Genomic DNA, 16526 nt, shown 5'->3' on the forward strand with positions numbered 1-16526 from the left:
GCCCAGCGGGTGAAAAAAGCGTCCGCGGTGACTCGTGTACACCGCGGACGCTCCGTCCGTTCGAGAAAGCCCAGAGGCTGATCGAGTCGAGAGTTACCAGGCGTGTCTCAAAGCGGCAGAAGCCGCATGAGAGGGCCTCACGACTACGCGGCTCTCGACCCGATCAGCCTACCAGATCACGTCAAATTTTGCAGACGTCGGGGTGTGACCCCGACGTCTCGAATTCAAAATACCCCCACGGGGAGTCGAACCCCGGTTTTCGGGCTGAGAACCCGACGTCCTGGGCCACTAGACGATGGGGGCCCATTCGCCGCTGCCGCTGCCGCTGCCGCTGTCGCGACCTTTCACTCGGAGTCGATCGCTCGGCGCTGCCTCGATAATTTCCCGAACGAACGAGGAATTGTCAACCCGGGGCGTCGAGGATGGAGGGGCCGCCGAAACGCGGCGGCTTGGGCTCGGCGGAAAAACAGCATCCGTTTTTCAGCCTCCTCCCCCTGACCTCTCCCGCAAGGGGAGAGAGGGGACGCAGAGCCAGCCGGGTCGATCGTGCAGCGGCGGCTATCGCGCCGAACGGCGGTCTCTGTCCCCCTGGGCCTCGCGCTTGCTACAATGCCGGGCGAAAGGTCAGGCGGTGTCCACGACGCGAATTAAAAAGGCTGACTCACCATGAACGCTTCGGCAGGGACGAACGACTCCTTCGGTACTCGTGATCTCTTCGACACCGGCAACGGCAATGCGGCCATCTATCGGCTCTCGAAGCTCGAAGAGCAGGGCCTCGGCCCGATCTCGCAATTGCCCGTGTCGCTGCGGATTTTGATGGAGTCGCTGTTGCGGAATTGCGATGGCTATGAGGTCACTGAAGACGACGTGCGCCATCTGGCCGGCTGGAAGGCGGATTCGCCGGCAGAAATCGAGATTCCGTTCAAGCCGGCCCGGGTCGTGTTGCAGGATTTCACTGGGGTGCCGTGCGTGGTCGATCTCGCGGCGATGCGCAGCGCCATGCGGCGGCTCGGGGGCGACACTCGAAAAATCAATCCGCTCGTGCCCGTCGACCTTGTGATCGACCATTCCGTGCAAGTCGATCGCTTTGGCAGCGACGACGCTTTGGCCTACAATGTCGAACTCGAATTTCATCGCAATCGCGAGCGTTATGAATTTCTTCGCTGGGGCCAAAAGGCGTTCGACAATTTCCGCGTCGTGCCGCCGAATATCGGCATCGTGCACCAGGTGAATCTCGAGTTTCTTGCCAAAGGCGTGTTCCTGCGGCAAGGAAGTGGAACGAATGGCGCGGAAAAAGTCGCCGTGCCCGATACGCTCGTCGGCACCGACAGCCACACGACGATGATCAACGGCCTCGGCGTGGTGGGATGGGGTGTCGGCGGGATCGAGGCCGAGGCGGTGATGCTCGGCCAGCCGCTATATCTGCTCTTGCCGGAAGTTATCGGCTTCGAATTGACCGGAAGTTTGCCGCCGGGGGCAACGGCCACGGATCTGGTGTTGTTCGTCACGCAGATTTTGCGGAAGGAAGGGGTGGTGGGCAAATTCGTCGAATTCTTCGGTCCCGGCTTGTCGCACATGGCGCTCGCCGACCGGGCCACGATCGGCAACATGGCTCCCGAATATGGGGCCACGATCGGCTTCTTCCCGACCGACGCCGAAACGCTTCGCTACCTCCGCCTCACCGGCCGCACCGACGCGGAAGTGCAACTGGTGGAACGCTACTACAAGGAACAGGGCCTGTTCCGAACCGACGACACGCCCGCGCCGAAGTTCAGCAAGGTGTTGCGGCTCGACATGGGCACGGTCGAACCGAGCCTCGCCGGACCAAAACGCCCGCAAGATCGGGTGGCGCTGGCAAACGTGAAGAAATCGTTTCAACAATCGCTCCGAGCACCGGTCGCGCAGCGCGGCTTCGCTCTCGACGAACAAGCGATCGCCCGTCATGCCAAAGTGGCCGACAACGGCCATTCGACCGAAATCGGTCACGGCGCCGTCGTCATTGCCGCGATCACCAGCTGCACCAACACGAGCAATCCATCGGTGATGGTGGCGGCCGGGCTGCTGGCCAAAGCGGCCGTCGAGCGCGGGCTTGCGGTGAAATCGTATGTCAAAACCAGCTTGGCCCCCGGTTCGCGCGTGGTGACCGATTATCTCGACGCGGCCGGACTGACCGAACCGCTCGAAAAGCTTGGCTTCAACACGGTCGGCTACGGCTGCACGACGTGCATCGGCAATAGCGGCCCGCTGCCCGAGCCGGTGGCCAAGGCCGTCGATGAGGGAAAGCTTGTGGCGGCGGCGGTGCTCAGCGGCAACCGAAATTTCGAAGGCCGGATCAATCCACTGGTGAAGGCGAATTGGCTGGCCAGCCCGCCGCTGGTGGTCGCGTATGCATTGGCCGGCTCGACGGATGTCGATCTGGCGACCGAGCCGCTCGGCAAAGACCGCAATGGCGACGACGTTTACCTGCGCGATATTTGGCCGACGCAAGAGCAGGTGGCCGAGACCGTGGCGGCGGCCGTGAAGCCGGCGATGTTTCATTCTCGCTATGAAAACGTGTGGGAAAGTAACCCGCAATGGAACAAAATCAAGACAGGCAAAGGCGATCTCTTCGATTGGAAGCCCGACAGCACTTATGTTCAGGAGCCGCCGTTCTTGATCGATCTGGCGCCGAAGCCGGGCCCAATCGAAACGATTCGCGGCGCTCGCGTGCTGGCGGCGCTCGGCGATTCAGTGACGACCGACCACATTTCGCCCGCCGGATCGATCGCGGCCAAAAGTCCGGCCGGAAAATTTTTGCAAGAGCACGGCGTCGTGCCGGCCGAGTTCAATAGCTACGGCTCGCGGCGCGGCAACGACCGGGTGATGACCCGCGGCACGCTGGCCAATATCCGCATCCACAATCTGCTTTGCCCCGGCACGGAAGGGGGCGTCACGCGGCATTTGCCCGCGGGACCGGTGGCGCCGATCTACGATGCTGCGATGCAATACAAAGCGGAAGGGGTGCCGCTGGTGATCCTGGCGGGCGAAGAATATGGCACCGGTTCGAGTCGCGATTGGGCCGCCAAGGGAACGATGCTTTTGGGCGTGCGGGCCGTGCTGGCCTCGAGCTTCGAGCGCATCCACCGCAGCAACCTGGTCGGCATGGGCGTGCTGCCATTGGTGCTGCCGCAATCGTGGCAGCAACTCGGCCTGACGGGCGAAGAAGTGTTTGACATCCCCCTCGACGATTCGCTCCGCCCGCGTTCGAGCATCACCGTTCGCGCCGCGGGCCCCGATGGCAAGGTGAAAGAATTCACCGCAAAAGTGCGCATCGACACCCCGATCGAACTCGACTACTACCGCAACGGCGGCATCTTGCAAACGGTACTAAGAAAGCTACTGGCGGGATAGGAGACCGGCTGTCCGCCGCCGACGCAGCGAAGTGATGGAATTGCTACGCAGCGTCCGCCGCAATTCGCAATTTTGAAATGACTTCCCGCAATTGGGCTGATCCCAGGACGGCGCGTAGCTTCGCCCGGAATTCCTCATCGTCGCTTACTTCATACACGGCGCGCTGGGTCGATGCCAAAAGTACGCGATTGGCATTGCATCTCGCAGATAGTATGTGCCAGGGGGACCGTCCATTCCGCTTCCAAAAAATCGCCACATCGGATTATAGAAAAATGTTCGCTCCTCGCCGCGAACCAAAAACCATCGTGATGCGATTCGTCGTGCAATTGCCGACACCGGTCGAGTCTAACGATCGCCGGAAACGCTTGCCCAACGGATTACAGTATTTACTCGTCTCAACGAGTTCGAAACGGCGAGTACTTGCTGCGGAAGGTCGACGAGCCGGACGGAGTCGGTTTGGTCGATTGGCTCCTCGGTTGCCCGGTATAAGGCTGGTTCCCTGATGCAATCCGATTCGACGGCGGACATCCCCCTCGTCGATTAACGTGCGATGGCAGAATTAACTTCGTCCTCACCGTCGCCTCACCGAGGCGTGGCCCGCCGAACCTTGAAAGCGAGGGTCCGGCACATAATAATGGACCCTGCTGCGGAGGTAGAGTTGGCGGTCGGAGTTTGGCCGCCCCAACGGCAAGGGAGAGGCGGATGGCGACGGAGTTCAATCCCTATCATGTTTGGCTGGGCATTCCACCAGAGGAATTGCCCGCAAATCATTATCGGTTGCTCGGCATTCGGCTATTCGAGTCGAACGGCGATGTGATCGACAACGCGGCCGACCGGCAGATGGCCCATCTGCGCACGTTTCAAGGCGGCAAACATGGCGAATTGACGCAACGGCTGCTGAATGAAGTGGCCGCCGCGCGCGTTTGCTTGCTCGATCCCAAAAAACGGGCGGCCTACGACCCGCAACTCAAGGCAAAGATGTCGGCCGCCTCCGCTGACGGAGCCCCGGCAGGCGGCTCGGCGATTCAACGCCAAGCACCGCGGCGGCCGGCCGCCACGCTGGCGGCTGCTGGTCAAGCCTCGCACGCCGCCCCCGCCAACTCCGCGGCAGCTCCGCAGCCGGCAAACGTCTGGGATGATCTGCTGGGAGGCGATCCAGCAGCCAGATCATCACAGACTGGCGCCAAAACGGCGAAGGCCACAGCGGCAAAGTTGGCCACTGCCAAGGCAGCCGCGGTCAAACGAAACGCCAGCAATCGCAATGTGTCGATCGGCATCGCCGCCGCCATCGTGCTCGCGGCAGCAGTGGGTATCGGGCTGTATGCGATGAGCGGCACTCCCGCCAACGCCGATGCCACGATCGTGTTCAATTGGCCCGCGGCCGATCGTGCCGAGGCGAGTTTGACAGTCGATGACGCTCGGATTGCAATCCCAGCCACCGCGAAATGGGAATATCGCTGTCCGCCAGGGTTCCACCACATCGCCGGACAGCACGCTGCCTATAAGTTTTCGGCCGATGTCACGCTCGTCGCTGGGCAAGAACAGACACTCTCGCCGGACTGGCGGCCAAAGGCGGTGCTGGTGTTGAACTGGCCGCCAGCCGAGCGCGCCGGGGCGGAATTAAAGATCGATGGCCACCCGCAAACAGTCACCCGACGCGTGCCGCTGGAAATTCCCGTCGCGCCAGGACAGCATTTGGTTCAAGTGACGGGTCCCGGTACCGCCAGCTTTGGCACGACCGTTTCTGTCACGCCGGATGGTCGCGAGCTCGTTGCCATCGCGCCGCCTCCGACGACGGGCACGCTGGTTTTCGATTGGCCGGCCGAAGAGCGCAGAGGTGCCGAGCTGACGGTCGATGGCCATCGTCAGGAAGCCGCAAGCGGAACGGGTGCCGATCCGTTTCAGTTGACCGTGGAGCCGGGCCGGCATGTCGTACGCATCGTCCGTGCCGGGTTCGAACCCTTCAGCCAATCGGTCGAGATTTCGGCCGGAGCGAATCAAGCGATCAAGCCGACCTGGGCGCCCGAGCAAAAGGCAGCCGTCGTCGAAACGCCGCTGGACACCGCTCCTCAACCGCTGAAAAAGCTCTCGCCGCCGCCGGCAGCCGACATCGAGCGAATCGCCAAACAAATCGAAAATCTTTACAAGACCACGGGCGCGGGCCTGAAAGACCCGGCCAAAGCGCAAGAACTCTACGATGTGGCGGCAAAAGACGGCAGTTCGCCGGCCGAGCGCTATGTGCTGCTGACCAAGGGAGCCGAGATCGCTGCCGCGGGCGGAGATCTGACCTTGGCCATGCAAGGGGCGGATGCCCTCGCGGCCGCTTACGAAATCGGACCGTTCGAGCTAAAGCAAAAACTGCTGGACAAATACATCAGCGTCGCCAAGCCGGATCAAGAAGAAGCCGCGATCAGCGTTGCCGAGCAATTGGTCAATCAGGCTATAGCCGGCGATCAGTATGAGATCGCGTTGGTGCTCGCCACGGCCGCCAGCCGCGCTGCCGCCAAATCGCAGCTTCCGACGCGCAAGGAGATCGAAGACCAATTGTCGAAGCGGCGGCACGATATCCGCATCATCGCCCCGCTGTACGCCGCGGCCAAAAAAGCCCGAGCGGCGCTCGCTAAAACTCCGGACGACCCGGAGGCGAACAAACTAGTCGGCCAATGGAACTGCTTTTACAAGAGTGATTGGGCCGCCGGCCTGCCGCTGTTGGCCAAAGGTAGCGATGAGAAATTGAAATCATTAGCCGCAGAGGATCTAATGGCGGAGTTGAAATCGCCAACCGATGCCGAGGGGAAAATCCATCTTGCCGATGCATGGTGGGAATTGGCTCAAAAGGAAGCCGGCGCCGCCCGCGACTCGATCCGCCTGCATGCCGGCGAAATCTACCAAGCCGCGCTGCCAAACCTCGGCTCAGCATTGAAGAAAGCGGCGATCGAAAAGCGATTGACCGAGATTGCCGATCTGCAAACCGCGGCAGCAAATGCGGCCTCGGCAACTTCCGCCCCCGCGGTCGCAACCGGCAAATCGAAAGCCCGCGGCAAGCTTCCAATGGGCAAAATGGTCGAAATTCTCCAACTCGTCGATCCGGCGAACGCCATCGAAGGCAATTGGTCGCGCGACGGCGACAAGCTGATGATCCAGCCAGGAAACCAATGCCGGATCGCAATTCCCGTCGTCGTCGAGGGGAGCTACGACATGGAGGTTGAGTTCACCCGGCACGACGGCGACGGCGATTTGCACTTCACCATTCCCGTCGGCACGCACCACTGCGACGTGATGGTCGGCCAAGACAAGCGCACTGGCGGCTTGGATACGGTCAACGGCCGGCGGCCATCCGAAAACAGTAATCCCACGACCGTCCACTCGCCGGAAATCGAAAATGATCACACCTATCGCCTGCTGGTGAAGGTCCGCGTGCAACAGGCAGACGCTGCCAGCATTGATGTCTTACTCGACGGCAAACCCTACTTGCCGCATTGGGAAGGCGATGCGGCAAACCTGAACATCGTCAACGACTGGGCCATGCCCGCCGGCCACCTCGGGCTCGGCGCTTGGCAATCGCACGTCGCCTACACGTCGGTGAAGCTGCGGATGATTTCGGGCCGCGCCGACACCGCGGGCGGCGCTGAGGCGCAGGCGGCGTCAGCCACTGCTGCTGGAGAGGCGCCTGCGTCGCTCAAGGGCAGATTCTTCGTCGCTTGTAAAGGAGAGGTCGAGCTATTCATTAACGGGCGACCGCTGCCGATTTCTGATTCCGCGAGCGAAAGCGTCCGGCTTTCGCAGGGGGATATTGTCGCGCTCCGGATCAGCAGCAAGTTCGTCCATCGGACGTTCCGCGCGGCGTTTCTGCCGGACAATCGGAAATGGAAATGGCCATTCCGCCAGGCCGACTTTTCGGTATTCGGCGACGCCGACCCCAGCTCGATCCAGCCCCCGCAGTTTACGGCTTCGCTGTCGCGGGCCGGCCACGGCAAGGCGAACGATACCATCGAAATGATTTGGAAGCGTCTCGACCTGCCCTCGGAGAGCGAATGGATATGGTCCGGCGGAAAGGACACAAAAACGACCGTCGCGGCCATTGTCTCTCCGGCGCTTTTCATGCCGAACCGCCCCGCACGGTAGCGCAAGGCATCTCGCCAGTGTTCGTCGAACGCGTCGCCCACGGAATCGGTCCAGCCGAAATCGCAATCGGATGACGCCGGCAACCCGGATCAGACCGCCGGCTACCGATCCATGATCGCAGACCAGCGGCCGGCGTCATTCAGGCTTTCGAGGCGCTATCTCGCATGCAAGCGCCGTCAGGCCGGAAAGCCTGACCTACGACGCCCTTCGCAACCGCCGCGGCGACTGGTAGACTTCATCGTTTGACCTTCCCTGTTATGCAACAACCGGCGGATTGATGCGAGTTCGTTCGACGACCATTCTGACGGTGCGGCACAACGGGCTGGTTGCCTTGGGAGGCGATGGCCAGGTGACGATGGGTAGCGCCATCATGAAGGCCGATGCGATGAAGATCCGCCGGCTGGCCGATGGCCGCGTGATCGTCGGCTTCGCCGGTTCGAGCGCCGATGCGTTTGCGCTGCTCGAGCGGTTCGAAGCGAAGTTGAAGGATTTTCCGGCGAACACGCCCCGCGCCGCCACCGAGTTGGCCAAGGAATGGCGCACCGATCGGGCGCTGCGGCGATTGGAATCGCTCTTGGCCGTGGCCGACAGCCGCAACACGCTTTTGATCAGCGGCACCGGCGATGTAATCACGCCGACCGACGGCATTTTGGGCATCGGCTCCGGCGGGAATTACGCGGTTGCCGCGGCTCGAGCGCTCGTGGCCCATTCGTCGCTTTCGGCCGCCGCAATCGTTCGCGAAGCGCTCGAAATCGCGTCGGGCATCGATATCTACACGAACACCAATATCGTCGTCGAGGAACTTCCATGCGCGAGTTGACGCCCCGACAAATCGTCGCCGAGTTGGATCGGCATATCGTCGGGCAAGCGGCGGCCAAGCGGGCCGTGGCCATCGCCATCCGCAATCGCTGGCGGCGGCATCAGTTGCCGGAAGAAATGCGGCGCGAAGTAGCGCCGAAGAACATCCTGATGATTGGCCCCACGGGCGTCGGCAAAACGGAAATCGCCCGTCGGCTGGCCCGGCTCACCGGCGCGCCGTTCATCAAGGTCGAAGCGACGAAATATACCGAGGTGGGCTACTACGGCCGCGACGTGGAAAGCATGGTCCGCGAACTGCTGGATAGCGCAATCGCATTGGTGCGCGAGCAGGAGCGCAAAGAAGTCGAAGAGGAAGCGCATCGAAGGGTCGAAGAGCGATTGCTCGATCTCGTGGCCCCGCCCCCGGTGAGCTACGACGCGGCTCCCGACAGCCCGCAACCTCCCGAGCGCCACGAACGCACCCGCGAAAAAATGCGGGCCATGCTCGCCGCCGGCGAACTCGACACGCGAAAAGTCGAACTGACGATCGAGCAAAAATCCGCGCCGATGATGCTCACCGGCATCGGCATGGAGCAGGTCGATCTGGATTTACAGGGGATGTTCGAAAAGATTCTGCCGAAGAACACGACGCGCCGCGAAATGACCGTCAGCGAGGCCCGCCGCGTGCTCTTCGAGCAGGAGTGCGACGCGCTGATCAACCAAGAGAAGGTGCATTCGGCCGCGATCGAGTTGGCGGAAAATCTGGGCATCATCTTCGTCGACGAACTCGACAAGATCGTATCGGGCGAGACGAAAGGGGTCGACGTTTCGCGGCAGGGCGTACAGCGAGATTTGCTGCCGATCGTCGAAGGGACCACGGTGCAAACGAAGTATGGCTATGTTCGCACCGACCATGTGCTGTTCATCGCCGCGGGCGCATTCCATCGGGCCAAGCCGAGCGATCTGATGCCCGAATTGCAAGGCCGCTTTCCGATCCGCGTCGAGTTGACCGATCTGACGAAGGAAGATTTCTTGCGGATTCTGACCGAGCCGCGCAACGCGCTGACACGGCAGTACGAAGCCCTGATGGGAACGGAGGGCGTGCGGCTGAGTTTCACGCCCGAGGCGATCGACGCATTGGCGACTGTGGCCCATCGCGTCAACCAATCGACGCAGAATATCGGCGCCCGCCGGTTATACACGATCATGGAGCGGCTGCTCGAGGAATTAAGTTTCGAGGCGCCCGACATGGGCAAGGGGGAAGTGAACATTACCGATGCTTATGTGAAAGAAAAGCTCGAATCGCTGAGCCAGGATGAGGATTTGAGCAAGTTTATTCTGTAGTGCCCGCAAAGCGTTTTCGGACCCTCCCTTGCTTCGACGTTCGGATTGCGACGCATCCGCTTGTATGGCGCCGGCAAGCGAAGTCTGCCAGCACGAGCGCCGTTTGAAGCAAATTCTTGCGAACGGATGGACCGTTTGAATCCAGGACGGTACGCGTTCCCAGAAAAAAGGGGTGCGCGTCAACTTGCCTGCGGGCACTGGCAGACCGCGCTTGCCAGTGACACACCAAGTGTCAAACTCATCGCAGGCACCCGCCGCGGAGCGGCCGGTCTACGTCGAGCGCGACTGCCTCGCGGAGGTGGCTCGCAGCGGTCCAAGTGTCTGATCATTTTTGTCATCGGCGAACAAACGGCTACCGAATCTCACTCGATCGCAGCGCCGCGATCACCGGCTGGTATCGCTCGCCGATGGCCGTAATTTCAAAGCGCCGCGACGTGATGCCGGTCGGTTCGATGGCGATCTCCAGCCGCTCAAGCGGCAGGCAAGTGGCCACGCGATCGGCCCATTCGACGAACGTCCAGCCGCCGGCGTCGAAGTATTCTTCCGGGCCGAGCTGCAGAAATTCGTCGTCGTCGCGAAGCCGATAGGCATCGAAATGATAGATCGGCAAACGGCCCCGATATTCGTGGATCAGCACGAACGTCGGGCTTAGCACTAGGCGTGGATCGACTCCGGCCGCTTCGGCGACGGCTTGCACCAGCCTCGTCTTGCCGGCCCCCAGCGGTCCGCGGAGCCCGATCACCGCGCCCGGCGGCAATTGGACCGTGAGCGCTCGGCCCAAGGCGGCAGTTGCCGATTCATCGGCGGCGAGAAACGAGAAATGATCTAGCATCGGAAAATCGCGAATCGGGCCCGTGGCCTATCGTCGCGAGAAAAAACTTCGGCAGTTGGAATCGGGGTGCAATCCGCAATGGGCGAATCGCCGCGGATGGATTTTGATTCTCGCTGAAGTAGAGCGGACGGACGGGAGCTTGGGTAGATATTATTGTGGCGACATTGCGCCTGGCGGAAATGCGGTTTGCACGAGCGGTCCTGGGGTGTATAACGAGACACGCAACCCCCAAGGAGCGATTTATCCGATGGAAGCAACCGAGCCTTCGAAAAGCGCTTGGGCGACCCCGTTGCACTGGCTGGCCGACTTTTCGGACGCCGTGCGGCGGAGATTGAAGCCGCAGCGCCGCCTGTTGGGATTGGCGCTTGTCGTGGGCGTTGTCGCCGGGCTCGGGGCGGTCGCGTTCTATGCACTCAGCCAGGGGGTGATGCACTACACGCTGGAATCGATCGCTGGCTACACGCCGGAGCCGACGCGCGGCGAGAATCAACTTTTCCCCGAATCCGACACGCTTTTTCGCCCCTGGCTGCTGCTTTTGATCCCGGCGATCGGCGGCTTGGCGAGCGGTTGGCTGGTGTTCACGATGGCGCCAGAAGCCGAAGGCCACGGCACGGATTCGGTCATTGCCGCGTATCACAACAAGCAGGGGGACATCCGCGCCCGCGTCCCAATTGTGAAGATTTTTTCGAGCGCGCTCACCCTCGGCACGGGCGGCTCTGGCGGGCGCGAAGGCCCGATTGCGCAAATCGGCGCCGGTTTCGGCTCGCTCTTGGGTCGAACGTTGCGGCTGCGGCCCGCGGATCGGCGAATTCTCGTCGCCGCCGGGATGGGGGCCGGCATTTCGGCGATTTTCCGCGTCCCACTCACCGGAGCATTGTTCGCGGCCGAGGTGCTCTACAGTTCGCCCGACTTCGAATCGGAAGTGGTCATTCCCGCCGGTCTGGCGAGCGTCACCGCCTATTCCACGTTCGGCTTGTTCTACGGCTGGAAGTCGATGTTTTCGCTGCCCCCCTCGGTCGTCAGCACGTTGACGTTCAACAACCCGATGCGGCTGCTGTCGTATCTCGCGCTGGCGCTATTGATGGTTGTGCTGGCGATGATGTATACGCGGACGTTCTACGGCCTATCGCACATGTTTCACCGCTTGAAGATTCGGCCGCATTACAAACCGGCCGTCGGTGCGTTTGTCACAGGCCTGTTGGGAGTCGGAGTGTTCATTGCATTCACGCACATGGTCAGCGCCGCGGACGCACACCGGGTTTTGGCGGTAATGGCTTTCGGCGACGGTATTCTGCAAAGTGCTATGGAGTTGCCAGCGGCGACGGAAGGAAGCTTGGTGTTCGCAGCATTGCTGGCTACGGTGGCGGTAGTGAAAATACTGACCACCGGGTTGACGATCGGCAGTGGCGGGTCGGGCGGTGTGTTCGGGCCGTCGCTGGTGATCGGCGGCTGTGCGGGGGGCGCACTGGGAATAGCGCTGCACCATTTTTGGCCCGCCTTGGCGCCGCATCCGGCCACGTTTGTGCTCGTGGGAATGGCCGGCTTTTTGGCAGCAACCGCGAAAACGCCGATTTGCACGCTCGTGATCGTCGCCGAAATGACCGGTAGCTACAGCCTGCTGCTGCCGACGCTTTGGGTTTGCGCGCTGTCGTTTTTGCTTTCCGACGACAAGTCGATCTACGGCTCGCAGGTCGAATCGCGTTCCCTGTCCCCGGCGCATCAGGGCGATTATGTGCGCGAGGTGTTGGCGGGGCTTTCGGTCGGGCAATTTATTACGCCGCGCGGGCAGATTCCCGTGCTTCGGCCGGGCGATCCGCTATCGGTCGTGATCCAGCGATTATCGTCGACGCCGTTCTATTCCTTGCCGGTTGCCGATGCGAATGAGCGATTATTGGGCGTCGTGAGCTTGGAAGAGGTACATCAGGCTTCGCAATCGCCCGATCTGGGCACATGGATTGTGGCGGCCGATCTGATGCGCGGCGACATCACGCCTCTTCGGGCCGACGACCGCTTGGATCGCGCGCTGGAGCTATTCGTCGAGAATGATTTGCCGGCGCTCCCGGTGGTCGACAAATTCATCGACGGCCGAATCGTCGGCATCGTCAAGCGGTCCGACGTGGCGACGACCTACCTGCGGCACGTCCACGAAGTCGGTGACAATTCGAAAAAGCTTGGCGGAAACTCGAAAGCCGGCTAGGGCTGCGCCGGCGGATAGCCGCGGCACTTGGCGGGGCTCCCTCACTAACGCTTCGGGCTAGTATGTGCTGTCCACCGGCACACTAGCCCGAAGCGTTAGCGAGGGACGCCCGACGCAGAGCGTGTTTCTCGCCTAGCGGTAATTCTTGCCCGGACGATTTTCGCCAGCTACCATTGGTGGAAATTGTGGTCGGTGGAAGAGCAAGCGATTCAAGACTCGGCGCGCTCGCTGCCGGCCGCGTCCCTCGCATTGCCCCGCCAACTTTTCGTTCCTGTCGGCTCTCTCCAACCGTCTGGCCACCGCCCGTCGAACACCGGCGGCTAGCGCCTTGCCGCTAACACTCCGATCGAAAGCGAATCGATATGCACGTATTACGATCGCGTTTGCCGCTCGTTTGCGGTTCTCTATTCACCCTCGCGACCATAACGGTGGGCGCATGGCTAGCCTCGTCGAGCGCGATTTCAAATCTCGCATTCGCCGCGGAACCAGCGACTTCGGCCGAGCGCCAATCGCCGCTGCCGCCGCTTGAAGAAGCGAAGCAAATGCGCGTGCCCGAGGGGTTCCACGTTTCGCTGTTTGCGGGCGAGCCGGATCTCGCCCAGCCGATCGCGTTTACGACCGACGATCGCGGCCGGGTTTGGGTGGCCGAGTGTTTTTCGTATCCCGTTTGGAAGCCGGAAGGCAACGACTGCGTGCTGTGCTTCAGCGATCCGCACGACGCGGGCCATTTCGACGGCCGCACCGTCGTTTGGGACAAGGCCAACAATCTCACCGGCGTCGAACTCGGATTCGGCGGAATGTGGGTCTGCTGCGCGCCGAAGATTCTCTTTGTTCCGCTCGACAAAGAGGGCACCAAGCTCGCCGGGCCACCGCAAACGATGCTCGACGGCTGGTCGCTCAAGGGGATACATAACATCGTGAACTGCTTGATGTGGGGCCCCGACGGCTGGCTCTACGGTTGCAACGGCAATAGCGCCCCGTCGCGCGTGGGCACGGCCGATACGCCGGTTGCCGAGCGCACGCCGATGAGTTCCGGCGTGTGGCGCTATCATCCGACCAAGCACATTTTCGAAGTCGTCGCCCGCGGCATGGTCAATCCGTGGGGCTTGGACTACGACGACTATGGCCAGATGTTCGCGACGAATTGCGTGCTGGCCCATCTGTGGCACATCATTCCCGGCGCCCATTTTCCCCGCACTCGCGACGCCGGCGAAGACCCCTACGCCTACGAATTCATCCAGGCCACGAGCGACCATCTCCACTGGGGCGGCGGCGATTGGACCACCTCGCGCGGCGGCAAGGGGATCCACAGCGAAGCCGGCGGCGGGCATGCCCATGCCGGCGCGATGGTCTATCTGGCCGATAATTGGCCAGAGAAATACCGTGGCTCGATCTTCATGTGCAATATCCACGGCAACCGCGTGAACAACGATCTGCTCGAACGCCGCGGCTCGGGCTACGTCGGCCGGCATGGCAAAGATTTTCTTTTGTCCGGCGACACTTGGTTTCGCGGCCTGAATCTGAAATATGGCCCCGACGGCGCCGTGTATTTGAGCGATTGGTGCGACAGCGGCGAATGCCATAATTTTGCCAAAACCGACCGCAGCAATGGCCGGATCTACAAGATCGCTTACGGCGCTCCCGCGGCGCCGCCTGTCGATCTCGATCTCTCCAAGCTGAGCGACGCGGAATTGGTCCGAATGCAAACTAGTTCGAACGATTGGTACGTTCGCCATGCGCGGCGGATTCTGCAAGAGCGCTTCGCCGCCGGCCGCGATATGAGCCAAGTGCACAAAGCGCTGACGACGATGTTCACCGTCGAAACTTCGGTGCCGCACATCCTGCGCGCCCTGTGGGGCTTGCATGTCACCGGCGGCGATTCACAGGCCTTCTTGCTCGGGCAGTTGCACCACGAAAGCGAATACATCCGCGGCTGGGCCGTGCAATTCTTGCTGGAGGACAAAAATCCGAGCGCTGCAGTGCAACAGGAATTGGCCCAATTGGCCGAGATCGAACCGTCGCCATTCGTGCGGCTGAATCTGGCGTCGGGCTTGCAGCGGATGCCGCTCGGCGAGCGATGGTCGATCGCCGGAAGCTTGGCGTCGCATGCCGAAGATGCCGACGACCACAATCTGCCGCTGATGCTGTGGTATGGCGTCGAGCCCGCGGCGGCGGCCGATCCGGCCGCGGGGCTGGCGTTTGCCGCGAAGTGCAAGCTGTCGAAAGTGCGGCGATTCGTCGCTCGGCGCATCGGCGATGCGCCGCTGATCGTCAAAACATTGGCGACCATTTGCGGCAAGCAATCGCCGGATCCCGCCGCGGAATTCGATCTGCTGGCCGGGTTGCACGACGCGCTTCGCGGCCGCCGGCACGAACCGCTGCCGGCCGGTTGGGCCGAGGTTTATGCCAAGCTATTGCAAAGCCCGGCGGCCAATGTTCGCGCGGAAGCCGATGTGTTGGCGCTCGTGTTTGGCGACGCGGCAGCGGCCGATGCGCTGCGCCGCGTTGCAGCCGATCCGACGGCCGACATCGAGCGGCGACAAGAAGCCCTTGCGGCCCTGGTCGAGGTCCGGGCGCCAAACATGGCGGGCATACTGCAAAAGCTCGTCGACGAATCCGCCATGCGCGTCCATGCGTTGCAGGGCTTGGCGGCCTACGACGATCCGCAAACGGCACAAGTGATCTTGCGCATCTATCCGCGATTGGATGCCGCCGAAAAGCACGATGCAATCGAAACGCTCGCCTCGCGTCCGGCCTATGCGATCGCCCTGTTGGATGCCGTCGAGCAACATGAAATCCCCGCGGCCGACATCTCGGTTTTCACGGCCCGGCAACTTCGCGAATTCAAGGATCGCAAGATCAGCGATAAATTGGCCAAAGTGTGGGGCAATGTGCGCGAATCGTCGGCCGACAAGAAAGAACAGTTGGATCACTACAAATCGATGCTTACTCCTGAATTTCTGAAGCACGCCGACGTGTCGCACGGCCGGTTGCTGTTCAGCCACACCTGCATGCAATGCCACACGCTCTATGGAATCGGCGGCAAAATCGGGCCCGACCTCACCGGCTCGAATCGCGATCATGTCGACTACGTGCTGCAGCAAGTGATCGACCCGAGCGCGGCGGTGCCCAAAGAGTATCAGATGCAGATGATCTTGCTGAAAGACGGCCGGCTGCTGAACGGCATCATCCGCGAGCGGACCGCCCGCTCCATCGTCGTGCAAACCGACACGCAGCGTATCGCACTGGCCACCGAGGATATCGATCAGATCAAGCCGTCGAAGATGTCGATGATGCCCGAACGGCAATTCGACAAGCTAAAGCCGGAAGAAATCCGCGATCTGCTGGGCTATCTCGCAACGCACAGCCAAGTGCCGCTGCCGCCAGGGGCGCAATAAATGCGATCGACGCCGGGGGAAATCCTGCGCGAAACCCGCGCTGGTGAGGCACGAACAGCGTTAGGCCTTGCCTAAGAAATTCGTCGATCGGCACACACCCAAGCGATAGCGACGGAATCTTTGACAGGCGTTCCCTGACGGTCGTTTGCCGTCGGCCGCCGCGCGGAGCCAGGCAGCGTTAGCGAAAGAATCTCGACAGACGTGCCCCGCTCCGCCATGACTCATCCGTGCGTTGAGTGTTTCTAGACAGGACCTAGTCTTGGCCCTTGTCTCGAAACACCGATCCGAAGCATACGTCGGGCGGAGTTTGCATCATCGTCTGTCAAAAATTCCTCGCTAACGCTTCGGGCTTGTATGCCGATCCGTGCGTTGCCTTCGATCCGTGTGCCACTTAGCTCTGCCGGTGCGGCGGGAACATTGCGAACTCGCGGCGCAGCCTCGC

The 16526-nt window shown here is 61.8% G+C and carries 7 protein-coding genes and 1 tRNA gene; 6 read left to right on the top strand and 2 right to left on the bottom strand.

The annotated features are described in order from the left end of the window. Window positions 1-230 precede the first annotated feature (230 nt). Window positions 231-303, bottom strand: a tRNA-Glu gene (locus VHX65_19345). Window positions 304-666: 363 nt separating this feature from the next. Here VHX65_19345 and acnA point away from each other — a divergent pair. The 4 genes from acnA (at window position 667) to hslU (ending at window position 9657) form a co-directional block, all read left to right on the top strand. Next, window positions 667-3390 carry an aconitate hydratase AcnA gene (gene acnA, locus VHX65_19350; protein ID HEX4000713.1) on the top strand — a complete coding sequence of 908 codons (2724 nt, stop codon included), beginning with the start codon at window positions 667-669 and terminating at the stop codon, window positions 3388-3390. Window positions 3391-4092: 702 nt separating this feature from the next. Beyond that, window positions 4093-7515 (top strand): PEGA domain-containing protein, encoded by a 3423-nt coding sequence (locus VHX65_19355; GenBank protein HEX4000714.1) that lies wholly within the window; start codon window positions 4093-4095, stop codon window positions 7513-7515. Window positions 7516-7792: 277 nt separating this feature from the next. Further along, window positions 7793-8335, top strand: a complete 543-nt coding sequence (hslV, locus tag VHX65_19360) for an ATP-dependent protease subunit HslV (protein HEX4000715.1) — start codon at window positions 7793-7795, stop codon at window positions 8333-8335. Next, the gene (hslU, locus tag VHX65_19365) at window positions 8323-9657 is read left to right on the top strand and encodes an ATP-dependent protease ATPase subunit HslU (protein ID HEX4000716.1); all 1335 of its coding nucleotides are present in this window, start codon (window positions 8323-8325) and stop codon (window positions 9655-9657) included. The genes hslV and hslU overlap by 13 nt, the downstream gene beginning before the upstream one ends. A 352-nt stretch (window positions 9658-10009) precedes the next feature. On the opposite strand, the gene tsaE is transcribed toward hslU, so the two are convergent. Next, window positions 10010-10489 (bottom strand): tRNA (adenosine(37)-N6)-threonylcarbamoyltransferase complex ATPase subunit type 1 TsaE, encoded by a 480-nt coding sequence (tsaE, locus tag VHX65_19370; protein ID HEX4000717.1) that lies wholly within the window; start codon window positions 10487-10489, stop codon window positions 10010-10012. A 247-nt stretch (window positions 10490-10736) separates the two neighbouring features. Between tsaE and VHX65_19375 the strand changes: the two genes are divergently transcribed. Further along, entirely contained in the window at window positions 10737-12686 is a 1950-nt protein-coding gene (locus VHX65_19375; GenBank protein ID HEX4000718.1) for a chloride channel protein, read from the top strand. Window positions 12687-13114: 428 nt separating this feature from the next. After that, window positions 13115-16084, top strand: coding sequence for a PVC-type heme-binding CxxCH protein (locus VHX65_19380; GenBank protein ID HEX4000719.1), 2970 nt, complete (start codon window positions 13115-13117; stop codon window positions 16082-16084). Window positions 16085-16526: the final 442 nt, after the last annotated feature.

The sequence above is a fragment of the Pirellulales bacterium genome, from assembly GCA_036267355.1.
GTDB lineage: Bacteria > Planctomycetota > Planctomycetia > Pirellulales > DATAWG01 > DATAWG01.